The sequence below is a fragment of the Pseudomonas sp. I2 genome (assembly GCF_040984075.1).
GTDB classification, from domain to species: Bacteria; Pseudomonadota; Gammaproteobacteria; order Pseudomonadales; family Pseudomonadaceae; genus Aquipseudomonas; species Aquipseudomonas guariconensis_B.
In genome coordinates, this window is record NZ_JBCGFQ010000058.1 from 1 (window position 1) to 20,674 (window position 20,674).

Consider the following 20,674-nt stretch of genomic DNA (forward strand, 5'->3'; position numbering starts at 1 on the left):
CCGTTGCATGGGGCGGGGTCGGGGGACGAAAGGCCATTCTGACAGCCCCGCGAACATCCATAAACGGAAAGTTACCGGCCCTTGACCGAAATTGTCGCAGCGCTGCAAGCCGTGATGACCGCTCAGTCGTTAAGCTGCCCAGTCGATGGTCACCCGTAAAGCCACGGCCCGAGGCGGCAGTCGTCTTTGCAGGTGCCCATCCATGGAACGGATGGGCGTGCCGGTCACGTCCAAACGCCTGGTTTTCATCGTCCTGTCGCCACGGGTTGGCTATCGTTGATCCGTACACGGCGGACGCACGCGACGCTTCACACATAACAAAGCCCAAGCGGAGTACCACAGATGGCGTTCTTCACCGCAGCCAGCAAAGCCGACTTCCAGCATCAACTGCAAGCGGCCCTGGCGCAGCACATCAGCGAACAGGCACTGCCACAAGTGGCCCTGTTCGCCGAACAGTTCTTCGGCATCATCTCTCTGGACGAACTCACCCAGCGCAGGCTGTCCGACCTGGCCGGCTGCACCCTCTCTGCCTGGCGCATCATCGAACGCTTCGACCCTGCGCAGCCACAGGTGCGGGTCTACAACCCCGACTACGAACGCCACGGCTGGCAGTCGACCCACACCGTGGTCGAGGTGCTGCACCACGACCTGCCGTTCCTGGTCGATTCGGTGCGCACCGAGCTCAACCGTCGCGGCTACAGCATCCACACCCTGCAGACCACGGTGCTGAGCGCGCGGCGTGGGGCCAAGGGCGAGCTGCTCGAGCTGCTGCCCAAGGGCACCCAGGGCGAGGGCATCAGCCACGAGTCGCTGATGTACCTGGAGATCGACCGCTGCGCCAACGCCGCCGAGCTCAACACCCTGACCCGCGAGCTGGACCAGGTGTTGGCCGAGGTGCGGGTGGCGGTGGACGACTTCGAGCCGATGAAGGCCAAGGTCCGCGACCTGCTGGCGCTGGTGGAGCAGACCGGGTTCGGCCCAGAGCAGCATGACAAGGCCGAGGTGCAGAGCTTCCTGGCGTGGCTGCTGGACAACCATTTCACCTTCCTCGGCTACGAGGAATTCACCGTCGAGTCGGACGCCGATGGTGGCCACCTGGTCTACGACGAGGGCTCGTTCCTTGGCCTGACCCGCCTGCTGCGCGCCGGGCTCGGCATCGATGACCTGCGCATCGAGGACTACGCCGTCGCCTACCTGCGCGAGCCGCGCCTGCTGTCGTTCGCCAAGGCCTCGCAACCCAGCCGCGTGCACCGTCCGGCCTACCCCGACTACGTGTCGATCCGGCAGATCGACGACGACGGCAAGGTGGTCAAGGAGTGCCGTTTCATGGGCTTGTACACCTCCTCGGTGTACGGCGAGAGCGTGCGCACCATCCCCTACATCCGTGGCAAGGTGGCCGAGATCGAGCGCCGCTCGCACTTCGATCCCAAGGCCCACCTGGGCAAGGAACTGGCCCAGGTGCTGGAGGTGCTGCCGCGCGACGACCTGTTCCAGACGCCGATCGACGAGTTGTTCAGCACCGTCATGGCCATCGTGCAGATCCAGGAACGCAACAAGATCCGCGTGTTCCTGCGCAAGGACCCGTACGGGCGCTTCTGCTACTGCCTGGCCTATGTACCGCGGGAGATCTACTCCACCGAGGTGCGGCAGAAGATCCAGCAGGTGCTGATGGAGCGCCTGAAGGCCAGCGACTGCGAGTTCTGGACGTTCTTCTCCGAGTCGGTGCTGGCGCGGGTGCAGTTGATCCTGCGGGTCGATCCGAAGAACCGCATCGACATCGACCCGCAGCAGCTGGAGAACGAGGTGATCCAGGCTTGCCGTTCGTGGCACGACGACTATTCGGCGCTGGTCATCGAGAACTTCGGCGAGGCCCAGGGCACCAACATCCTCGCCGACTTCCCCAAGGGCTTCCCGGCCGGCTACCGCGAGCGCTTCGCCGCCCATTCGGCGGTGGTCGACATGCAGCACGTGCTGGCATTGTCCGAGAGCAAGCCGCTGGCGATGAGCTTCTACCAACCGCTGACCCAGCTCAGCGAGCGCCAGTTGCACTGCAAGCTGTACCACGCCGACACGCCATTGGCCCTGTCGGACGTGCTGCCGATCCTGGAGAACCTCGGCCTGCGCGTGCTCGGCGAGTTCCCCTATCGCCTGCGTCACGCCAGTGGCCGTGAGTTCTGGATCCACGACTTCGCCTTCACCTACAGCGAAGGCATGGAGCTGGACATCCAGCAACTCAACGACATCCTCCAGGACGCCTTCATCCACATCGTCAAGGGCGACGCCGAGAACGACGCCTTCAACCGCCTGGTGCTCACCGCCGGCCTGCCATGGCGCGACGTGGCGTTGCTGCGCGCCTACGCCCGCTACCTCAAGCAGATCCGCCTGGGCTTCGACCTGGGCTACATCGCCGCGACCCTGAACAACCACACCGACATCGCTCGCGAGCTGACCCGGTTGTTCAAGACCCGCTTCTACCTGGCGCGCAAGCTCACCCAGGATGACCTGGACGACAAGCAGCAGCGCCTGGAACAGGCCATCCTCAGCGCCCTGGACGAGGTCCAGGTGCTCAACGAGGACCGCATCCTGCGTCGCTACCTGGACCTGATCAAGGCCACCCTGCGCACCAACTTCTACCAGCCGGACGCCAATGGCCAGAACAAGCCGTACTTCAGTTTCAAGTTCAATCCGAAGTTGATCCCCGAGCTGCCCAAGCCGGTGCCGAAGTTCGAGATCTTCGTCTATTCGCCACGGGTCGAGGGCGTGCACCTGCGCTTTGGCAACGTTGCCCGTGGTGGGTTGCGTTGGTCGGACCGCGAGGAAGACTTCCGCACCGAGGTGCTCGGCCTGGTCAAGGCCCAGCAGGTGAAGAACTCGGTGATCGTCCCGGTCGGTGCCAAGGGCGGCTTCCTGCCGCGCCGTCTGCCGCTGGGCGGCAGCCGTGACGACATCCAGGCCGAAGGCATCGCCTGCTACCGGATCTTCATCTCGGGCCTGCTGGACATCACCGACAACCTCAAGGACGGCGGCGTGGTGCCGCCGGCCAATGTGGTCCGCCACGATGACGACGACCCCTACCTGGTGGTGGCGGCGGACAAGGGCACCGCGACCTTCTCCGACATCGCCAACGGTATCGCCATCGACTATGGCTTCTGGCTGGGCGATGCCTTCGCTTCGGGCGGCTCGGCCGGCTACGACCACAAGAAGATGGGCATCACCGCCCGTGGTGCCTGGGTCGGCGTGCAGCGCCACTTCCGCGAGCGCGGCATCAACGTGCAGGAAGACCCGATCACCGTGATCGGTATCGGCGACATGGCCGGCGACGTGTTCGGCAACGGCCTGCTGATGTCCGACAAGCTCAAGCTGGTCGCGGCGTTCAACCATCTGCACATCTTCATCGATCCGAACCCGGACCCGGCCACCAGCTTCGTCGAGCGCAAGCGCCTGTTCGAGTTGCCGCGCTCGGCCTGGAGCGACTACGACACCAGCATCATGTCCGAAGGCGGCGGGATCTTCCCGCGCAGTGCCAAGAGCATCGCCATCAGCCCGCAGATGAAGGAACGTTTCGCCATCGAGGCTGACCGCCTGACGCCGACCGAACTGTTGCACGCACTGCTCAAGGCCCCGGTCGACCTGCTGTGGAACGGCGGTATCGGCACTTACGTCAAGGCCAGCAGCGAGAGCCACGCCGATGTCGGCGACAAGGCCAACGATGCCCTGCGGGTCAACGGCGACGAGCTGCGCTGCAAGGTGGTGGGCGAGGGCGGCAACCTGGGCATGACCCAGCTTGGCCGGGTCGAGTTCGGCCTCAACGGCGGTGCCACCAACACCGACTTCATCGACAACGCCGGCGGGGTGGACTGCTCCGACCACGAGGTCAACATCAAGATCCTGCTCAACGAAGTGGTGCAGGGTGGCGACATGACCGAGAAGCAGCGCAACCAACTGCTGGGCAGCATGACCGACGAAGTCGCCGGCCTGGTGCTGGGCAACAACTACAAGCAGACCCAGGCCCTGTCGCTGGCGGCCCGTCGCGCCCGCGAGCGGATCGCCGAGTACAAGCGCCTGATGGCCGACCTGGAGGGGCGTGGCAAGCTCGACCGGGCCATCGAGTTCCTGCCGTCGGAGGAGCTGCTGGCCGAGCGCCTGGCCGTGGGCCAGAGCCTGACCCGCGCCGAGCTGTCGGTGCTGATCTCCTACAGCAAGATCGACCTCAAGGAGCAGTTGCTCAAGTCGCTGGTACCGGACGACGACTACCTGACCCGCGACATGGAGACCGCCTTCCCGCCGTCGCTGGTCAGCAAGTTCGCCGAGGCCATGCGCCGCCACCGCCTCAAGCGCGAGATCGTCAGCAACCAGATCGCCAACGACCTGGTCAACAACATGGGCATCACCTTCGTCCAGCGCCTGAAGGAGTCCACCGGCATGAGCCCGGCCAACGTCGCCGGGGCTTATGTGATCGTGCGCGACATCTTCCACCTGCCGCACTGGTTCCGCCAGATCGAGGCCCTGGACTACCAGGTACCGGCCGAGATCCAGCTGACCCTGATGGACGAGCTGATGCGCCTGGGCCGCCGCGCCACCCGCTGGTTCCTGCGCAGCCGTCGCAACGAGCAGGATGCCGGTCGCGACGTGGCCCATTTCGGGCCGAAGATCGCCCAACTGGGGCTCAAGCTCGACGAACTGCTGGAGGGCCCGACCCGCGAACGCTGGCAGCAGCGCTACCAGGGCTTCGTCGAGGCTGGGGTGCCGGAGCTGCTGGCGCGCATGGTCGCCGGCACCACCCACCTGTACACCCTGCTGCCGATCATCGAGGCTTCGGACGTCACCGGCCGCGACCCGGCCCTGGTGGCCAAGGCGTTCTTCGCCGTGGGCAGTGCCCTGGACCTGACCTGGTACCTGCAGGAGATCAGCAACCTGTCGGTGGAGAACAACTGGCAGGCCCTGGCCCGCGAGGCGTACCGCGACGATATCGACCTGCAGCAGCGCGCCATCACCATTTCCGTGCTGCAGATGGCCGATGCGCCGGAGGACATGGACGCCCGCGTGGCCCTGTGGATCGAGCAGCACCGGGTGATGGTGGAGCGCTGGCGTGCCATGCTCGAGGACCTGCGCAACGCCACCGGCACCGACTACGCCATGTACGCGGTGGCCAACCGTGAGCTGGTGGACCTGGCCATGAGCGGGCAGGCGGCGGTTCTGCCGGCCAACTGAAGCGACAAGCTGCAAGCAGACCGCGTTGGTCTTGCTTGCAGCTTTCTGGCTTGAGACGGTGCGGGCCCCGGCACCGCTGCTTTTTCTTGCCGCTTACTTGAACCGCCGCTCCACGCCTTTCTCTACCAGGATCTTCGCCGCGATCTCTTCGACCGAGAAGTGCGTGGAGTTGATGTTGGGGATGTTCTCCCGGCGGAACAGGTTTTCCACCTCGCGTACCTCGAACTCGCACTGGGCGAAGCTGGAGTAGCGGCTGTTGGGCTTGCGCTCGTGGCGGATGGCGGTGAGGCGGTCGGGGTCGATGGTCAGGCCGAACAGCTTGTCCTGGTACTTCTTCAGCACCGTCGGCAACTGCAGGCGCTCCATGTCGTCCTCGGTCAGCGGGTAGTTGGCGGCGCGGATGCCGAACTGCATGGCCATGTATAGACAGGTGGGGGTCTTGCCGCAACGCGACACGCCCACCAGGATCAGGTCGGCCTTGTCGTAGTAGCGGGTACGCGCGCCGTCGTCGTTGTCCAGGGCGAAGTTGACCGCCTCGATACGCTCCATGTAGTTGGAATTGCCGCCGATCGAGTGGGACTTGCCCACGCTATACGACGAATGGGCGGTCAATTCCTGCTCCAGCGGGGACAAAAACGTCGAAAAGATGTCGATCATGAAGCCGTTGGAGGTGGCCAGGATCTCGCGGATGTCCTGGTTGACGATGGTGTCGAAGATGATCGGCCGCATCCCGTCGCGCTCGGCCGCGGCATTGATCTGCTCGACCATGGCCCGCGCCTTGTCCGGGGTGTCGATGTACGGGCGGGTGAATTTATTGAAAGGAATGCTATCGAATTGTGCGAGCAGGCTTTGCCCCAGCGTTTCTGCAGTGATGCCGGTACCGTCGGAGATGAAGAACGCGGATCGTTTCATTTGCACCCTGGGCCTTAAGCTGCCGAAGTTTTCTGGAGTATGATACGTTCGGTTTGCCGAACACGGTTGTTCGGCATTCTCACTTATTTTCCAGGTCCAGGCCACAAGCGTCCGGCCAAGTCTGAGCAGGCAGGCGGGCGCCCTTGAGCTTTTCCAATACAGTTAGTGGAGAGATCACCTTGGTAGAGTACGTAGTTTCCCTCGATAAGCTCGGCGTCCATGATGTAGAGCATGTGGGGGGCAAGAACGCATCCCTGGGCGAGATGATCAGTAACCTCGCAGGTGCCGGCGTCTCGGTGCCGGGCGGCTTTGCCACTACGGCTCAGGCGTACCGCGATTTTCTCGAACAGAGCGGCCTGAACGACCGCATCCACGCCGCGCTCGATGCGCTGGACGTCGACGACGTCAACGCCCTGGCCAAGACTGGCGCGCAGATCCGCCAGTGGGTCATGGACGCCGAATTCCCCCCGCGCCTGGACGCCGAGATCCGCAGCGCCTTCGCCGAGTTGAGCAAGGGCAACCCCAATCTCGCCGTCGCCGTGCGCTCCTCGGCCACCGCCGAGGACCTGCCGGACGCGTCCTTCGCCGGCCAGCAGGAAACCTTCCTGAACATCCGTGGCGTCGACAACGTCATCCGCGCCGCCAAGGAGGTCTTCGCCTCCCTGTTCAACGACCGCGCCATCGCCTACCGCGTGCACCAGGGCTTCGACCACAAGCTGGTCGCCCTGTCCGCCGGCGTGCAACGCATGGTCCGTTCGGAAACCGGTACCGCCGGCGTGATGTTCACCCTCGACACCGAGTCGGGCTTCCGTGACGTGGTGTTCATCACCGGCGCCTACGGCCTGGGCGAGACCGTGGTACAAGGCGCGGTCAACCCCGACGAGTTCTACGTGCACAAGAGCACCCTGCAGGCCGGCCGTCCGGCCATCCTGCGCCGTAACCTGGGCAGCAAGGCCATCAAGATGGTCTACGGCGACGAAGCCAAGGCCGGCCGCTCGGTCAAGACCGTCGAAGTCGACCGTGCCGACCGCGCGCGCTTCTGCCTGAGCGATGCCGAAGTCAGCGAACTGGCCAAGCAGGCGATGATCATCGAGCAGCACTACCAGCGCCCGATGGACATCGAATGGGCCAAGGACGGTGACGACGGCAAGCTGTACATCGTCCAGGCGCGCCCGGAGACCGTGAAGAGCCGCGCCAGCGCCAATGTCATGGAGCGCTACCTGCTCAAGGAAAAGGGCACCGTCCTGGTCGAGGGCCGTGCCATCGGCCAGCGCATCGGCGCCGGCAAGGTCCGTGTGATCAACGACGTATCGGAAATGGACAAGGTGCAGCCGGGCGACGTGCTGGTCTCCGACATGACCGACCCGGACTGGGAACCGGTCATGAAGCGCGCCAGCGCCATCGTCACCAACCGTGGCGGGCGTACCTGCCACGCGGCGATCATCGCCCGTGAACTGGGTATCCCGGCCGTGGTCGGTTGCGGCAACGCCACCCAGGTGCTCAAGGACGGCCAGGGCGTGACCGTGTCCTGCGCCGAAGGCGACACCGGCTTCATCTTCGAAGGCGAGCTGGGCTTCGACGTCAAGCAGAACTCGGTCGATGCCATGCCGGAGCTGCCGTTCAAGATCATGATGAACGTCGGCAACCCGGATCGCGCTTTCGACTTCGCCCAGTTGCCCAACGCCGGTGTCGGCCTGGCGCGCCTGGAATTCATCATCAACCGCATGATCGGCGTGCACCCCAAGGCACTGCTGAACTATGCCGGCCTGCCGGCGGACCTGAAAGAAAGCGTCGACAAGCGCATCGCCGGCTACAACGACCCGGTCGGTTTCTACGTCGAGAAGCTGGTCGAGGGCATCAGCACCCTGGCTGCGGCCTTCTACCCGAAAAAGGTCATCGTGCGCCTGTCGGACTTCAAGTCCAACGAATACGCCAACCTGATCGGCGGCAAGCTGTACGAGCCGGAAGAAGAGAACCCGATGCTGGGCTTCCGTGGCGCCTCGCGCTACATTAGCGAGTCGTTCCGTGACTGCTTCGAGCTCGAGTGCCGCGCCCTCAAGCGCGTGCGCGACGAGATGGGTCTGACCAACGTCGAGATCATGGTGCCGTTCGTGCGCACCCTGGGCGAGGCCAGCCAGGTGGTCGACCTGCTCGCCGAGAACGGCCTGGGCCGTGGCGTCAACGGCCTGCGCGTGATCATGATGTGCGAGCTGCCGTCCAACGCGCTGCTGGCCGACGAGTTCCTCGAATACTTCGACGGCTTCTCCATCGGTTCCAACGACCTGACCCAGCTGACCCTGGGCCTGGACCGCGACTCAGGGATCATCGCGCACCTGTTCGACGAGCGTAACCCGGCCGTGAAGAAGCTGCTGGCCAACGCCATCCAGGCGTGCAACAAGGCCGGCAAGTACATCGGCATCTGCGGCCAGGGCCCGTCGGACCACCCGGATCTTGCCAAGTGGCTGATGGAGCAGGGTATCGAGAGCGTGTCGCTGAACCCGGACTCGGTGCTCGAGACCTGGTTCTTCCTGGCCGAGGACCAGGGCGCGGCATGAGGCAGTGAACGCGGGAGCGCCCCATGGCGCTCCCGCCTGGTTTCATCCAGGGCGAGTTCCAGCAATGGATCCCGCCCTTTTTTTGTGCAATCGACCTATGCAAAGCAGCAGTACCTTGTTCCCCGTGGCCCTGCTCAGTGCCGAGCGCCGTGGCGACCTCAGCGAAGACGTGTACCGGATCAAGGCCGGCAACAGCCCCGACCCCAGCGTCGAGCTGGCCATGACCCGCCTGGGCCTGGCCGACCAGCCCCGCGCCCAGGGCGTGCCGGTGATCCTCCTGCATGGCAGTTTTTCCAACCGGCGGTTCTGGTACTCGCCCAAGGGGATTGGCCTGGGGGCCTACCTGGCACGCGCCGGCTTCGATGTGTGGATCCCGGAGATGCGGGGGCACGGCCTGTCGCCGCGCAACCGCGCCTGGCGCTACAACCGGGTCGCCGACTACGCCCGCTTCGACCTGCCGGTGATCGCCGCGTTCGTCCAGGAGCAGAGCGGGCAGGTCGCGCACTGGATCGGTCACTCCCTTGGCGGCACCATCCTGGCCGCCGCGCTCGGCGGGGGTTACCTGCAGGCCGGCAGCGTGGCCAGCGCGGCGTTCTTCGGCACCCAGGTCAGTCGGGTCTACTGGCCGTTGAAAGTACCGCCGGTGGCCTGGAGCGCTCGCCTGCTGCTCAAGCGCTTCGGCCAGTTGTCCGGCTCACGGCTCAAGCGTGGCCCAGAGGACGAACCGATAGGCTTGGCCCTGGAGAGCCTGCGCTGGCATGGCCTGTTCGGGCGTTTCGGCGACAAGCAGGACGACTGGTGGGCAGGGCTGGCGCAGGTCGAGGTGCCGGTGCTGGCCGTGGCGGGGGCGGCGGATTACCAGGATCCGGTGTGGGCCTGTCGCAAGCTGTTCGAGCAACTGGGCGGTGGGCACAAGCAGTTCCTGCGTCTGGGGCGCGAGGAGGGCTTCGATGCCTTCGGGCATGTCGACATGCTGGTCAGCAAGGCGGCCCAGGCGCAGGTGTGGCCGTTGGTGGAGCGCTGGCTGCGTGACCCGCTGGCGCCGTTGCACGGGGCGGTGGGGGTGACGGAGGCTGTGCCTGCCAGTTGAGTTTTACGCGCCTGTACTGGCCCATTCGCGGGCAAGCCCGCTCCCACAGGGTTCTCGTTGCCCTTTCGCTCTCTGTTCTCTGCGCGACAGCGCTGGGTGATCTCTCACAGGGACAGCGCAATCCGGAAGTTCAGCAGCGGTCCCTGTGGGAGCGGGCTTGCCCGCGAATGGGCCAGTACAGGCGCCGCAAACATGACTGCTCGGTCCTGGGTGACTGCGACACCACCCAAGGTGTAGCCTTGGCAGCAACCCGCAAGATCCGCCCTTTCGTTGTGACTGACAGGAGTTTCCCATGCAGCATTACGTAACGCCCGACCTGTGCGACGCCTACCCCGACCTGATCCAGGTGCTGGAGCCGATGTTCAGCAATTTCGGCGGTCGCGATTCCTTCGGTGGCCAGATCGTCACCATCAAGTGCTTCGAGGACAACTCGCTGGTCAAGGAGCAGGTCGAGCTCGATGGCAAGGGCAAGGTCCTGGTGGTCGACGGCGGTGGCTCGCTGCGCCGGGCGCTGCTGGGCGACATGCTCGCCGAGAAGGCGGCGAAGAACGGCTGGGAAGGGCTGGTGATCTATGGCTGCGTGCGTGACGTGGACGTGCTGGTGCAGACCGACGTCGGCGTCCAGGCCCTGGCCAGCCACCCGATGAAGACCGACAAGCGCGGTATCGGCGACCTCAACGTGCCGGTGACCTTCGCCGGGGTGACCTTCCGCCCGGGGGAATACGTGTATGCCGACAACAACGGTGTGATCGTCTCACCAAGCCCGCTGCAGATGCCGGAGTGACGCGCCGCGGGCGCTGATGGAGCTTGAATGTTCGAGGAAGACAACGCGCAGTGGGGGCTGGTGCATGCCCTGGTGCTCGATGGTAAAGGCGGCGCACGCACGATTGCCCGGACCGAACTGGACGCTCTTGACCTGCAGCCGCAGGAAAGCCTTTGGCTGCACTGGGACCGCAGCCATCCGCAGACCCGCAGCTGGCTGCTGCGCGACAGCGGCCTGAGTGAGTTCGCCTGCGACCTGTTGCTGGAGGAAAACACCCGGCCGCGCCTGCTGGCGCTGGCTGGCGAGCAGATGCTGCTGTTCCTGCGCGGGGTCAACCTCAACCCGGGGGCCGAGCCCGAGGACATGGTCTCGGTGCGTATCTTCGCCCAGGCGCAGCGGGTCGTGTCCCTGCGCCTGCGGCCGCTGCGCGCCAGCGACGAGATCCTCCAGCAGTTGGAGGAAGGTCGGGGGCCCAAGTCGGCCTCCGAGCTGTTGCTGCTGATGGGCGAGCTGCTCACCGAAAAGGTCCAGGCCCTGGTCAGCGACCTGTCGGAGGTGGTCGATCTCGAGGAAGAGAAGGTGGAATCCGACGAACGGTATAGCCCTGCCCAGGGCAGCCTGCAACAGATCCGCCGTCGGGCCGCCGGCCTGCGCCGTTTCCTCGCCCCGCAGCGCGACATCTATGCCCAGTTGGCGCGCAACAAGTGGAGCTGGTTCGCCGATGCCGACGCCGATTACTGGAACGAGCTCAACAACAGCCTGATCCGCTACCTGGAGGAGCTGGAACTGACCCGCGAGCGGGCTGCCCTGGTGCTGGAGACCGAGGACCGGCGGCGTAGCGAACGGATGAACCGGACCATGTACCGCTTCGGCATCATCACCTGCATCTTCCTGCCCATGAGCTTCGTCACCGGGCTGCTGGGCATCAATGTCGGCGGTATTCCGGGGGCGGACAGCCCCTTTGGCTTCCTCTTCGCCTGCCTGGTGGTGCTGGGGCTGGCGGCGGGGCAGTGGTGGCTGTTCCGACGCTTGCGGTGGGTATAGATGAGGAGTGTGCTGGGGCGGTCTTTTCGCGGGCAAGCCCGTTCCCACAGCCACCGCGCCGCTCTCAAGGGCTTGCCCGCGAAAAGGTCGTCCTGCGCTGGTCTTGAAACATGCGACCCACATCCCAGTGTGACCCATTGCCCGGCGCCCTCGTCTCTGACAGATACTGCGCGAGGTGCCCATGCACGATCCGTTTGAAGAATCCCTGCGTGACCTGCTCAAGGCATCGCCGTCCGGCCATGACCGCGACGACGCCGCCTGCCTGGGTCGCGTCCTGAAAACCGCCAACCGCCAGGTCGGCGCGGGCGATCTGTTCAGTCTGCTGGGCCGCTGGAGCCAGGCGCTGCTGATCGCCGTGAACAATGGCTCGGCGCATGTCGCGCCGGTGCGCCGCAACCCTGCCGCTGGCAGAAAAGCTGATAAGGCCGATTGAATATGGAACTCGATCTCTGGACCCAGAGCCTGGTCACCGCCATGACCGCCCTTTGGACCAAGGTGGCGAACTTCATCCCCAACCTGTTCGGTGCCCTGGTCGTGGTGCTGCTCGGCTTCGTGGTGGCCAAGCTGCTCGATACGCTGTTGTCCAAACTGCTGGCCAAGTTTGGCCTGGATCGCCTGATGAGCGGTACCGGGCTGACCAAGATGCTTGGCCGGGTCGGCATCCAGGTGCCGATCTCGACCCTGATCGGCAAGATCGTCTACTGGTTCGTGCTGCTGATCTTCCTGGTGTCCGCCGCCGAATCCCTGGGGCTGGAGCGGGTCTCGGCGACCCTCGACATGCTCGCCCTGTACCTGCCCAAGGTGTTCGGCGCGGCCCTGGTGCTGCTCGCCGGCGTGCTCCTGGCGCAGGTGGTCAACGGGTTGGTGCGCGGCGCCGCCGAGGGCATCGGCCTGGAATATGCCGCGGGCGTCGGGCGTATTGTCCAGGGGCTGGTGATCATCATCAGCATCTCGGTGGCCATCAGCCAGCTGGAGGTCAAGACCGACCTGCTCAACCACGTGATCGTCATCGGCCTGATTACCGTTGGTCTGGCCGTTGCACTGGCGATGGGCCTGGGCAGCCGGGAAATCGCCGGGCAGATCCTGGCCGGCATCTACGTTCGCGAACTCTACCAAGTGGGCCAACAGGTGCAGATTGGCGAGGTCGAAGGGCAGATCGAGGAGATCGGTACGGTCAAGACGACACTGTTGACCGATGATGGCGAATTGGTGTCGCTGTCCAATCGAGCATTGCTCGAACAACGAGTCAATAGCCGCTAACCGCACAAAAGCTGTTAATGTATGCCGCCGCGAAAAACGGCCCAAGGGGGCCGAGCGGCGACATTGACCTGACTGTCGGCCAGATCCGTTTTGAATAAAGTTCACTCGCTGCCCATGCGCTATGACCCCCGCGAGCTCACCGACGAGGAGTTGGTGGCGCGTTCGCATGAGGAGCTGTATCACGTTACCCGCGCCTATGAGGAACTCATGCGGCGCTACCAGCGGACCCTGTTCAACGTCTGTGCGCGTTACCTGGGGAACGACCGGGATGCGGACGATGTCTGTCAGGAAGTGATGCTGAAGGTGCTGTACGGTCTGAAGAACTTCGAGGGCAAGTCCAAGTTCAAGACCTGGCTCTACAGCATTACCTACAACGAATGCATTACCCAGTACCGCAAGGAGCGTCGCAAGCGACGGCTGATGGATGCCCTGAGTCTGGACCCTGTCGAAGAGGCGTCCGAAGAGAAGGCTCCGAAGGCCGAAGAGAAAGGCGGGCTGGATAAATGGCTGGTCCATGTCAACCCGATCGACCGCGAAATCCTGGTGCTACGATTTGTCGCAGAGCTGGAGTTCCAGGAGATCGCTGACATCATGCACATGGGCCTGAGCGCCACGAAAATGCGCTACAAACGGGCGCTCGACAAGCTTAGAGAGAAATTTGCCGGGTTGACTGAAACTTAGTGGCTGGTAAATACCTCTAACCAACCGGCGAGTTCTGCTAGACTTGCCGACGAGTTGTCCCCCGGAGTTTGTCGGGACTGCTTAACTATCACCAGATGGGGATTTAACGGATGAAATTGAAAAACACCTTGGGCTTGGCCATTGGTTCGCTTGTAGCCGCCACTTCGATTGGCGCTCTGGCACAAGGTCAAGGCGCCGTCGAAACCGAGATCTTCTACAAGAAGGAATTCTTCGACAGCCAGCGCAACTTCAAGAACGACGGTAACCTGTTCGGTGGTTCGATCGGTTACTTCCTGACCGACGACGTCGAACTGCGCCTGGGCTACGACGAAGTTCACAACGCGCGTGGCGACGACGGCAAGAACATCCTGGGCTCCAACACCGCCCTGGACGCCGTTTACCACTTCAACAACCCGTACGACGCCATCCGTCCGTACGTTTCGGCTGGTTTCTCGCACCAGAGCATCCGCCAGACCGGTCGCAGCGGTCGTGACCACTCCACCTTCGCCAACGTCGGCGCCGGTGCCAAGTGGTACATCACCGACATGTTCTACGCCCGTGCTGGCGTAGAAGCCCAGTACAACATCGACCAGGGTGACACCGAGTGGGCACCGAGCGTCGGTATCGGCCTGAACTTCGGCGGTAGCCCGAAGCAAGCTGAAGTCGCGCCTGCTCCGGTTGCCGAAGTCTGCGCCGACAGCGACAACGACGGCGTCTGCGACAACGTCGACAAGTGCCCTGACACTCCGGCCAACGTCACCGTTGACGCCGACGGCTGCCCAGCAGTCGCCGAAGTCGTACGTGTCGAGCTGGACGTCAAGTTCGACTTCGACAAGTCGGTGGTCAAGCCGAACAGCTACGGTGACATCCAGAACCTGGCTGACTTCATGAAGCAGTACCCGCAGACCACCACCACTGTTGAAGGTCACACCGACTCCGTTGGTCCTGACGCTTACAACCAGAAACTGTCCGAGCGTCGTGCCGATGCGGTCAAGCAGGTCCTGACCGAGCAGTACGGCATCGAGTCCTCCCGTGTTGATTCGGTTGGCTACGGTGAGACCCGTCCGGTCGCCGACAACGCCACCTCGGAAGGCCGTGCCATCAACCGTCGCGTTGAAGCTCAGGTCGAAGCCCAGGCCAAGTAATTGGTTTGATGCTTCACGGAAAAACCCGGCTTCGGCCGGGTTTTTCTTTGGTGGGGGTTTTATTGGGGCCGCTTCGCTAACCCACCAATGCCCGTAACTCGCCCGCTAGCGCTGCCGATTCGCCCACGACCTCGCCAATGACCAGGATCGCCGGGCTGCGCAGGCCGAACGCCAGGGCGTCGTCCGTCATCCCACCCAACCGGCTGCGGCACGCCCGCTGTTGGGGCAACGAGGCGTTCTCGATCATCGCCACCGGTGTGTGCGCCGCCATACCACCTTCCAGCAGGCCGCGACGGATATGCTCCAGCCGCGCCACCCCCATGTACACCACCAGCGTCGTGCCGCCCTCGGCCAGGGCCTGCCAGTTCACTTCGCTGTCATCCTGGGTATGCGCTGTCACCAGCGTCACGCCCCGGCTGACGCCGCGCAGGGTCAGGGGGATCCCGCACTGCGTCGCGCCGGCCAGCCCTGCGGTGATGCCGTTCACCACCTCCACCTCGATGCCCCGCGCCTGCAGCCACAGCGCTTCTTCGCCGCCGCGGCCGAAGATGCACGGGTCGCCGCCCTTGAGTCGAACCACGCAGCGGCCCTGGCGGGCGTGGCGCAGCATCAGGCGCTGGATGAACGCCTGGGGCGTGGAGCGGCAGCCGCCGCGCTTGCCCACGGCAATGACCCGGGCGCCTGGGCAGTGCTCCAGCATGGCGGGGTTGACCAAGTCATCGACCAGCACCACCTGCGCCTGTCGCAGCGCACGCACGGCCTTGAGGGTCAGCAGCTCGGGGTCTCCAGGGCCGGCACCGACCAGCCAGACTTTCGCATTCATTCGTATTTTCCTCATGGGCAGGCACCGTTCAGCCCTTGAACAGGGCGAACAGCACGATCAGGTTCAGCAGCAGGGAAAGCAGCGCCAGGGTTCTCCAGGTCTTCAGTGGTTCGCGTTCCAGCAGGGGGCGAGGGCGCCCGGGCAAGTCCTGGCGGTCGCCGCGCTCGAGCAGCAGCAGCCATTGTTCGGCGGTTTCGAAGCGTTGGCCGGGGTCTGCGGCCACCGCCTGCTGCAGGTTGTGCTGCAGCCACTCCGGCACATCGGGGCGATAGCGCGCTGGGTTCACCGGGTGGCTGAAGCGCGGGCGCTGGAAGGCTTCGATCTCGCCATAGGGGTAGTGGCCGGTCAGCAGGTGGTACAGGGTCACGCCGGCTGCGTAGAGGTCCTGGCGCGGGCTGGGAGGCTGGCCTTCGAAGGCTTCCGGGGCGATGAACGACGGCGTGCCGGGCAATAGGTGCGGCGTATCCTCGGACAGGCCCGGGCAGTAGGCCAGGCCGAAGTCCAGCAGGCGCAACTGGCCGTCGTCGCCAAGGTGCAGGTTGTCTGGCTTGATGTCCCGGTGCAGCAGGTTGCGCCGGTGCAGGATGCCCACGGCCTGCAGCAACTGGCGCGCCACTTCGAGCCAGCGCGCCAACGACAGCGGCCCGTGCTCGGCCAGCAGGGCGGCCAGCGTCTGGCCGGGATACTCGCGCATCAGGTAGTACAGGTGCTGGCGCTGGCTGGCGGCATGCACCTCGGGGAAGTGTCGGCCGCTGACCCGGCGCAGGAACCACTCTTCCAGCAGCAGGCGCTGGGCGGCACCTTCCTGGTGGGCGGGCAGGGTCTTGAGCAGCCAGGCTTGCCCCTGCCTGTCACGGGCGCGGTAGAGCACCGATTGCTGGCTGCGCGACAGCAAGGCCTCGATGTGCCAGCCATCGAGCGACTGACCTGGGCGCAGCGCGGCCGGGATCGGCCATTGCTGCAACTGCGCCAGGGTGTCGCCGAGGTTCGTCGGGCCGAGCTGTTCGACCCGCACCAGCAGGGCGCTGGCGTTGTCCTGGCTGCCACAGCGGTGGGCCGTGGCGACCAGGGTGTCGGCGGCCTCCTGCAGGTCGCTCTGCTCGCGCAGCAGCGAACGGATGCGCTGGTCCCCCAGGCTTGCCCACACCCCATCGCTCAGCAGCAGGAAACATTCGCCGTGGCGCAGCTCGCCCTCCAGGTAATCGACCAGCAGGTGCTGGTCCAGGCCCAGTGCACGCTTGAGCACATGCTGCATGCCGGGCTGGTCCCAGACATGGTCTTCGCTCAGGCATTGCAACTGGTCGTCGTGCCAGCGGTAGGCGCGGCAATCGCCGACGTGCGCCAGGGTGAAGCGGCGCCCGCGCAACACCAGGGCGGTGAGGGTGGTCAGCAGGGGCTGGCCGTTGCCCTGGGCGCGCAGCCAGCGATTCTGTGCCAGCAGCAGGCGATCGAGGGCCTGGGCCACGCTCCAGGTCGCCGGGGTGGCGTAGTAGTCCAGGGCCAGCGCCTGCAAGCTGGCCCGTGCCGCCAGGCCGCCGTCGGCGCACTGGCTGACGCCGTCGGCGAGGGCGAAGAGGTAGCCCTTGCTGGCGGCCAGCTCCGCTGCCGGCGTGACCAGGCGCAGGGCGTCCTGGTTTTCCACGCGCGGCCCGGTGGCGCTGGCCTGGGCGAAGTTCAGTCGCAAGTCCATGGGCGGCGTTCAGATGCGGGCCGTGGTGACGGCCGCCGAGCCCCAGGTGGTGCGCCAGCGCTGCTTGACACCGTACAGGCCGAACCAGGCCAGCAGGCCCAGGCTGGCGAACAACCACAAGCCCAGCTGGTAGTCACCGGTATGCTGCTTGATGGCGCCGAGGCCGGCGGCCAGGAGGAAGCCGCCGATACCGCCGGCCATGCCGATCAGTCCGGTCATCACCCCGATCTCTTGGCGAAAGCGCTGCGGCACCAGCTGGAAGACTGCGCCGTTACCGGCGCCCAGACCGAGCATGGCGCTGACGAACAGGGCCAGGGCGGCAGTGGCACTGGGCAGGTTGAAACCCACCGCTGCGATGCACACTGCAGCCACGCTGTACATGGCCAGCAGGGTGCGGATACCGCCGAAGCGATCGGCCAGGGCGCCGCCCAGCGGGCGCATCAGGCTGCCGGCGAACACGCAGGCGGCGGTGTAGTAGCCGGCGGTGACCGGGCTCAGGCCGTACTGGTCGCTGAAGTAGCCGGGCAGGGCGCTGGCCAGGCCGATGAAGCCGCCGAAGGTGACGCTGTAGAAGAACATGAACCACCAGCTGTCGCGATCGCCGAGGGCCTTGAGGTAGTCGGCCATGGCCTTGGGCTTGGGGCGCTGTGGCGCGTTGCGGGCGAGCAGGGCGAACAGCGCCAGGGTCAGCAGCAACGGCACGAGGGCGAAGCCGAACACATTGTTCCAGCCAAAGCCTGCGGCCAGGGCGGGCGCCAGCAGGGCGGCGAACACCGTGCCGGAGTTGCCGGCCCCGGCGATGCCCATGGCCTTGCCCTGGTGCTGCGGTGGATACCACTGGGAGGCCAAGGGCAGCGACACGGCGAACGAGGCACCGGCGAAACCGAGGAACACGCCCAGCAGCAGGGCCTGTTCATAGGTGTTCACGCCCAGTTGCCAGGCACAGGCCAGGGCGACGATGACCACCACCTGGCCGATCAGGCCGGCGGTCTTCGGCGACAGGCGATCGACCAGCAGGCCCATGGCGAAACGCAGTATCGCGCCCGCGAGGATCGGTGTGGCGACCATCAGGCCCCGTTGCTGGGCGCTCAGTTGCAGGTCGGCGGCGATCTGCACCGCCAGAGGGCCGAGCAGGTACCAGACCATGAAGCTCAGGTCGAAGTACAGGAACGCGGCAAACAGGGTGGGCACATGCCCGGATTTCCAGAAGCTCGTACTCATCGAACACCTCGCGCGGTTGCAGCGGTAGTCATGCCCTGCCTGCGCAGGGCGGAACGAAAAAGACGCCGCTTCCCTGTCCACCGAGGTGGAGGGGGAGCGACGTCTTTGTCGGGAGTGGGGCAACCGCCGTTGGCTACCTGTGGGTATCGTTCAGCAAGAGCCGGGCCAACTTGTGTTGGGTTGAGGGCGAGTCTGTGAATGCTGGCAACGGGTGATCCTAGGGCCGCTTCGCGCCCCATCGCGGGCAAGCCCGCTCCCACACGCCCCTGCAAACCGCATCATTTGTGATCGACTCGCCCTCTCTGTGGGCGCTTGCCCACGAAGCGGCCCCGGGGGGCTCGAGGCTGGGCTCACATCCTCGGGGCCCTGGCTTCAGCCGAGCATTTCATGCATGGCGATGATCTGCTCGGCCACCTGGATCAGCTTCTGCTGGCGGCTCATGGCCTGGCGCCGCATCAAGGTGTAGGCCTGTTCCTCGTTGCAGTCCTTCATCTTCATCAACAACCCCTTGGCCTGCTCGATGCGCTTGCGCTCCGCCAGTTGCTGGTCGCGGGCCAGCAGTTGGGCCTTGAGCGCCTGGTCGCTCTCGAAGCGGGCCATGGCCACGTCGAGGATCGGCTGCAGGCGCACCGCCTGGATGCCTTCGACGATGTAGGCACTGACGCCGGCCTGGATGGCCTGGCGCATCACCCCTGGGTCATGTTCGTCGGTAAAGAGCACGATGGGCCGGGGGCGGTCGCGGCTGACCAGCACCACCTGTTCCATCACGTCCCGGCCCGGTGACTCGGTATCGATCAACACCACGTCCGGATGCACCGTTTCGACGCAGGTGGGCAGGTCGATGGTCAGGCCCGTGGCTTCGATCACCTCGAAGCCGGCTTCGATCAGCGCGGCCTTGAGGCGGCCGACTTTCTTTTCCGTGTCGTCGATCAGCAGGATGCGCAGCATGTTCGTCCCCCTCACAGACCGGCGCGCACGTCGTGCGCCTCGTCCAGGGCATGCAGGCGGAAACCACGGGCATAGCCGTGGGGATCGCTGCCGTCCCAGTGGATGCCATCGAGCAGCAGGCTGCTGCGCATGGGCGAGTCGTCGCACGGCACGCCGAGCGCCGTGGCCGCCTCACGGTACAGCGCCAGTTGCTGGACCTGGCGGGCCACGCCGAGGTAGTCGGGGTCGTCGTGCAGCAGGCCCCAGCGGCGGAACTGGGTCATGAACCACATGCCGTCGGACAGGTAGGGCAGGTTGGCGCGGCCCTGGTCGAACAGCCGCAGGGCGTGGCGGTCGTGCCACTGGTTGCCCAGGCCGTCCTGGTAGTCGCCGAGCAGCCGCGCCTCGATGCTCGACAGCGAGGTGTCCAGGTATGCCTTGCCGCTGAGCAGTTGGGCAGTGCCTCGGCGGTTTTCCTGGCTTTGTTCGATGAAGCGGCTGGCGGCGAGGATGGCCTTGACCAGGGCGCGGGCGCTGTTGGGGTACTGCTCGACGAAGGCGCGGGCGCAACCGAGCACCTTTTCCGGATGGTCCGGCCAGATCGACTGGCTGGTGGCCAGGGTGAAGCCCTGGCCCTTGGCCACGGCGTCGGCGGACCACGGCTCGCCGACGCAGAACCCATCGATGCGCCCGGCCTGGACATGCGCGGCCATCTGCGCCGGCGGCACCACCACGCTGTGCACGTCGCGCAGCGGGTGGATGCTCTGGCTGGCCAGCCAGTAGTACAGCCACATGGCATGGGTGCCGGTGGGGAAGGTCTGGGCGAAGGTCAGGCGCGCGCCATGCTGGTGCACCAGGCGCGCCAGTGCTTCAGGGCTGGTCACGCCCCGGCGTTGCAGGGCCGGGGACAGGTTGATGGCCTGGGCGTTCTGGTTCAGGCCCATGAGCACGGCCATGTCGCGGGCCGGTACGCCGCCGATGCCCAGGTGCACGGCATAGACCAGGCCGTACAGGCAGTGGGCGGCGTCGAGTTCGCCGCTGACCAGCTTGTCGCGCAGGCCGGCCCAGGACCCCTGGCGCTTGAGGTTGAGGGTCAGGCCGTGGAACTGGGCGAAGCCCTGGGTGGCGGCCACCACCACCGATGCGCAATCGGTCAGGGCCATGAAGCCGATGTCCAGGCTGGTCTTTTCCGGCGCGTCGCTGCCGTTGACCCAGGCCAGGGGCATGCTTGGAAAGTGTGTATTCACGGAGTTCTCGCCGTTGCTCGATAGGCTGTCGTTGTGCCTGACGAAGCAACCCATGTGCCAGGGCCCTGTCGCCCGGGCGACGTGCTGGCTATAATCCATCCCCTC

The 20,674-nt window shown here is 65.4% G+C and carries 15 protein-coding genes; 9 read left to right on the top strand and 6 right to left on the bottom strand.

Going from position 1 to position 20,674, the window contains the following annotated elements; all coding sequences use genetic code 11:
• Positions 1 to 342 precede the first annotated feature (342 nt).
• Positions 343 to 5,211 carry an NAD-glutamate dehydrogenase gene (locus WCE05_RS22590; RefSeq protein ID WP_253080992.1) on the top strand — a complete coding sequence of 1,623 codons (4,869 nt, stop codon included), beginning with the start codon at positions 343 to 345 and terminating at the stop codon, positions 5,209 to 5,211.
• A 93-nt stretch (positions 5,212 to 5,304) separates the two neighbouring features.
• Here WCE05_RS22590 and WCE05_RS22595 read toward each other — a convergent pair whose 3' ends face one another.
• On the bottom strand, positions 5,305 to 6,123 hold the full coding sequence (locus WCE05_RS22595; protein WP_225786975.1) for a pyruvate, water dikinase regulatory protein: 819 nt from the start codon (positions 6,121 to 6,123) through the stop codon (positions 5,305 to 5,307).
• 179 nt (positions 6,124 to 6,302) lie between these two features.
• Between WCE05_RS22595 and ppsA the strand changes: the two genes are divergently transcribed.
• The 8 genes from ppsA to WCE05_RS22635 all read left to right on the top strand — a co-directional run bounded on the left by ppsA (position 6,303) and on the right by WCE05_RS22635 (position 14,661).
• A complete protein-coding gene (gene ppsA, locus WCE05_RS22600) occupies positions 6,303 to 8,678 on the top strand; it encodes a phosphoenolpyruvate synthase (RefSeq protein ID WP_225786974.1) in 2,376 nt (791 codons plus the stop codon).
• Positions 8,679 to 8,742: 64 nt separating this feature from the next.
• A complete protein-coding gene (locus WCE05_RS22605; protein ID WP_253167556.1) occupies positions 8,743 to 9,768 on the top strand; it encodes an alpha/beta fold hydrolase in 1,026 nt (341 codons plus the stop codon).
• Positions 9,769 to 10,060: 292 nt separating this feature from the next.
• On the top strand, positions 10,061 to 10,552 hold the full coding sequence (gene rraA / locus WCE05_RS22610; protein WP_225786972.1) for a ribonuclease E activity regulator RraA: 492 nt from the start codon (positions 10,061 to 10,063) through the stop codon (positions 10,550 to 10,552).
• Positions 10,553 to 10,579: 27 nt separating this feature from the next.
• Positions 10,580 to 11,575 carry a zinc transporter ZntB gene (locus WCE05_RS22615; protein ID WP_253080513.1) on the top strand — a complete coding sequence of 332 codons (996 nt, stop codon included), beginning with the start codon at positions 10,580 to 10,582 and terminating at the stop codon, positions 11,573 to 11,575.
• 181 nt (positions 11,576 to 11,756) lie between these two features.
• Positions 11,757 to 12,008: a CrfX protein gene (locus WCE05_RS22620; protein ID WP_225786970.1), complete on the top strand. Its 252-nt coding sequence runs from the start codon at positions 11,757 to 11,759 to the stop codon at positions 12,006 to 12,008.
• A 2-nt stretch (positions 12,009 to 12,010) separates the two neighbouring features.
• Positions 12,011 to 12,835 (top strand): mechanosensitive ion channel domain-containing protein, encoded by an 825-nt coding sequence (locus WCE05_RS22625; RefSeq protein WP_225786969.1) that lies wholly within the window; start codon positions 12,011 to 12,013, stop codon positions 12,833 to 12,835.
• A 90-nt stretch (positions 12,836 to 12,925) separates the two neighbouring features.
• Entirely contained in the window at positions 12,926 to 13,516 is a 591-nt protein-coding gene (sigX, locus tag WCE05_RS22630; RefSeq protein ID WP_225786968.1) for an RNA polymerase sigma factor SigX, read from the top strand.
• A 110-nt stretch (positions 13,517 to 13,626) separates the two neighbouring features.
• Positions 13,627 to 14,661, top strand: coding sequence for an OmpA family protein (locus WCE05_RS22635; protein WP_253090882.1), 1,035 nt, complete (start codon positions 13,627 to 13,629; stop codon positions 14,659 to 14,661).
• A gap of 76 nt (positions 14,662 to 14,737) precedes the next feature.
• On the opposite strand, the gene cobA is transcribed toward WCE05_RS22635, so the two are convergent.
• The 5 genes from cobA to WCE05_RS22660 form a co-directional block, all read right to left on the bottom strand.
• On the bottom strand, positions 14,738 to 15,484 hold the full coding sequence (gene cobA, locus WCE05_RS22640; RefSeq protein ID WP_253167555.1) for a uroporphyrinogen-III C-methyltransferase: 747 nt from the start codon (positions 15,482 to 15,484) through the stop codon (positions 14,738 to 14,740).
• 28 nt (positions 15,485 to 15,512) lie between these two features.
• Positions 15,513 to 17,174: a bifunctional protein-serine/threonine kinase/phosphatase gene (locus WCE05_RS22645; protein WP_253090884.1), complete on the bottom strand. Its 1,662-nt coding sequence runs from the start codon at positions 17,172 to 17,174 to the stop codon at positions 15,513 to 15,515.
• Between the two features lie 9 nt (positions 17,175 to 17,183).
• A complete protein-coding gene (locus WCE05_RS22650) occupies positions 17,184 to 18,395 on the bottom strand; it encodes a NarK/NasA family nitrate transporter (RefSeq protein WP_253080509.1) in 1,212 nt (403 codons plus the stop codon).
• Positions 18,396 to 18,767: 372 nt separating this feature from the next.
• Complete coding sequence (locus WCE05_RS22655; RefSeq protein ID WP_225786963.1) at positions 18,768 to 19,343, bottom strand: ANTAR domain-containing response regulator; 576 nt, start codon at positions 19,341 to 19,343, stop codon at positions 18,768 to 18,770.
• An 11-nt stretch (positions 19,344 to 19,354) separates the two neighbouring features.
• Positions 19,355 to 20,569 carry a CmpA/NrtA family ABC transporter substrate-binding protein gene (locus WCE05_RS22660; RefSeq protein ID WP_368816600.1) on the bottom strand — a complete coding sequence of 405 codons (1,215 nt, stop codon included), beginning with the start codon at positions 20,567 to 20,569 and terminating at the stop codon, positions 19,355 to 19,357.
• Positions 20,570 to 20,674: the final 105 nt, after the last annotated feature.

Bases quoted from the DNA above. Each gene is read 5' to 3' on its own strand.
- WCE05_RS22595 (WP_225786975.1), bottom strand. From the start codon at position 6,123: ATGAAACGATCCGCGTTCTTCATCTCCGACGGTACCGGCATCACTGCA.
- WCE05_RS22605 (WP_253167556.1), top strand. From the start codon at position 8,743: ATGGATCCCGCCCTTTTTTTGTGCAATCGACCTATGCAAAGCAGCAGT.
- WCE05_RS22620 (WP_225786970.1), top strand. From the start codon at position 11,757: ATGCACGATCCGTTTGAAGAATCCCTGCGTGACCTGCTCAAGGCATCG.
- WCE05_RS22615 (WP_253080513.1), top strand. From the start codon at position 10,580: ATGTTCGAGGAAGACAACGCGCAGTGGGGGCTGGTGCATGCCCTGGTG.
- WCE05_RS22635 (WP_253090882.1), top strand. From the start codon at position 13,627: ATGAAATTGAAAAACACCTTGGGCTTGGCCATTGGTTCGCTTGTAGCC.
- WCE05_RS22645 (WP_253090884.1), bottom strand. From the start codon at position 17,174: ATGGACTTGCGACTGAACTTCGCCCAGGCCAGCGCCACCGGGCCGCGC.
- cobA (WP_253167555.1), bottom strand. From the start codon at position 15,484: ATGAATGCGAAAGTCTGGCTGGTCGGTGCCGGCCCTGGAGACCCCGAG.
- WCE05_RS22650 (WP_253080509.1), bottom strand. From the start codon at position 18,395: ATGAGTACGAGCTTCTGGAAATCCGGGCATGTGCCCACCCTGTTTGCC.
- WCE05_RS22625 (WP_225786969.1), top strand. From the start codon at position 12,011: ATGGAACTCGATCTCTGGACCCAGAGCCTGGTCACCGCCATGACCGCC.
- WCE05_RS22655 (WP_225786963.1), bottom strand. From the start codon at position 19,343: ATGCTGCGCATCCTGCTGATCGACGACACGGAAAAGAAAGTCGGCCGC.
- rraA (WP_225786972.1), top strand. From the start codon at position 10,061: ATGCAGCATTACGTAACGCCCGACCTGTGCGACGCCTACCCCGACCTG.
- WCE05_RS22590 (WP_253080992.1), top strand. From the start codon at position 343: ATGGCGTTCTTCACCGCAGCCAGCAAAGCCGACTTCCAGCATCAACTG.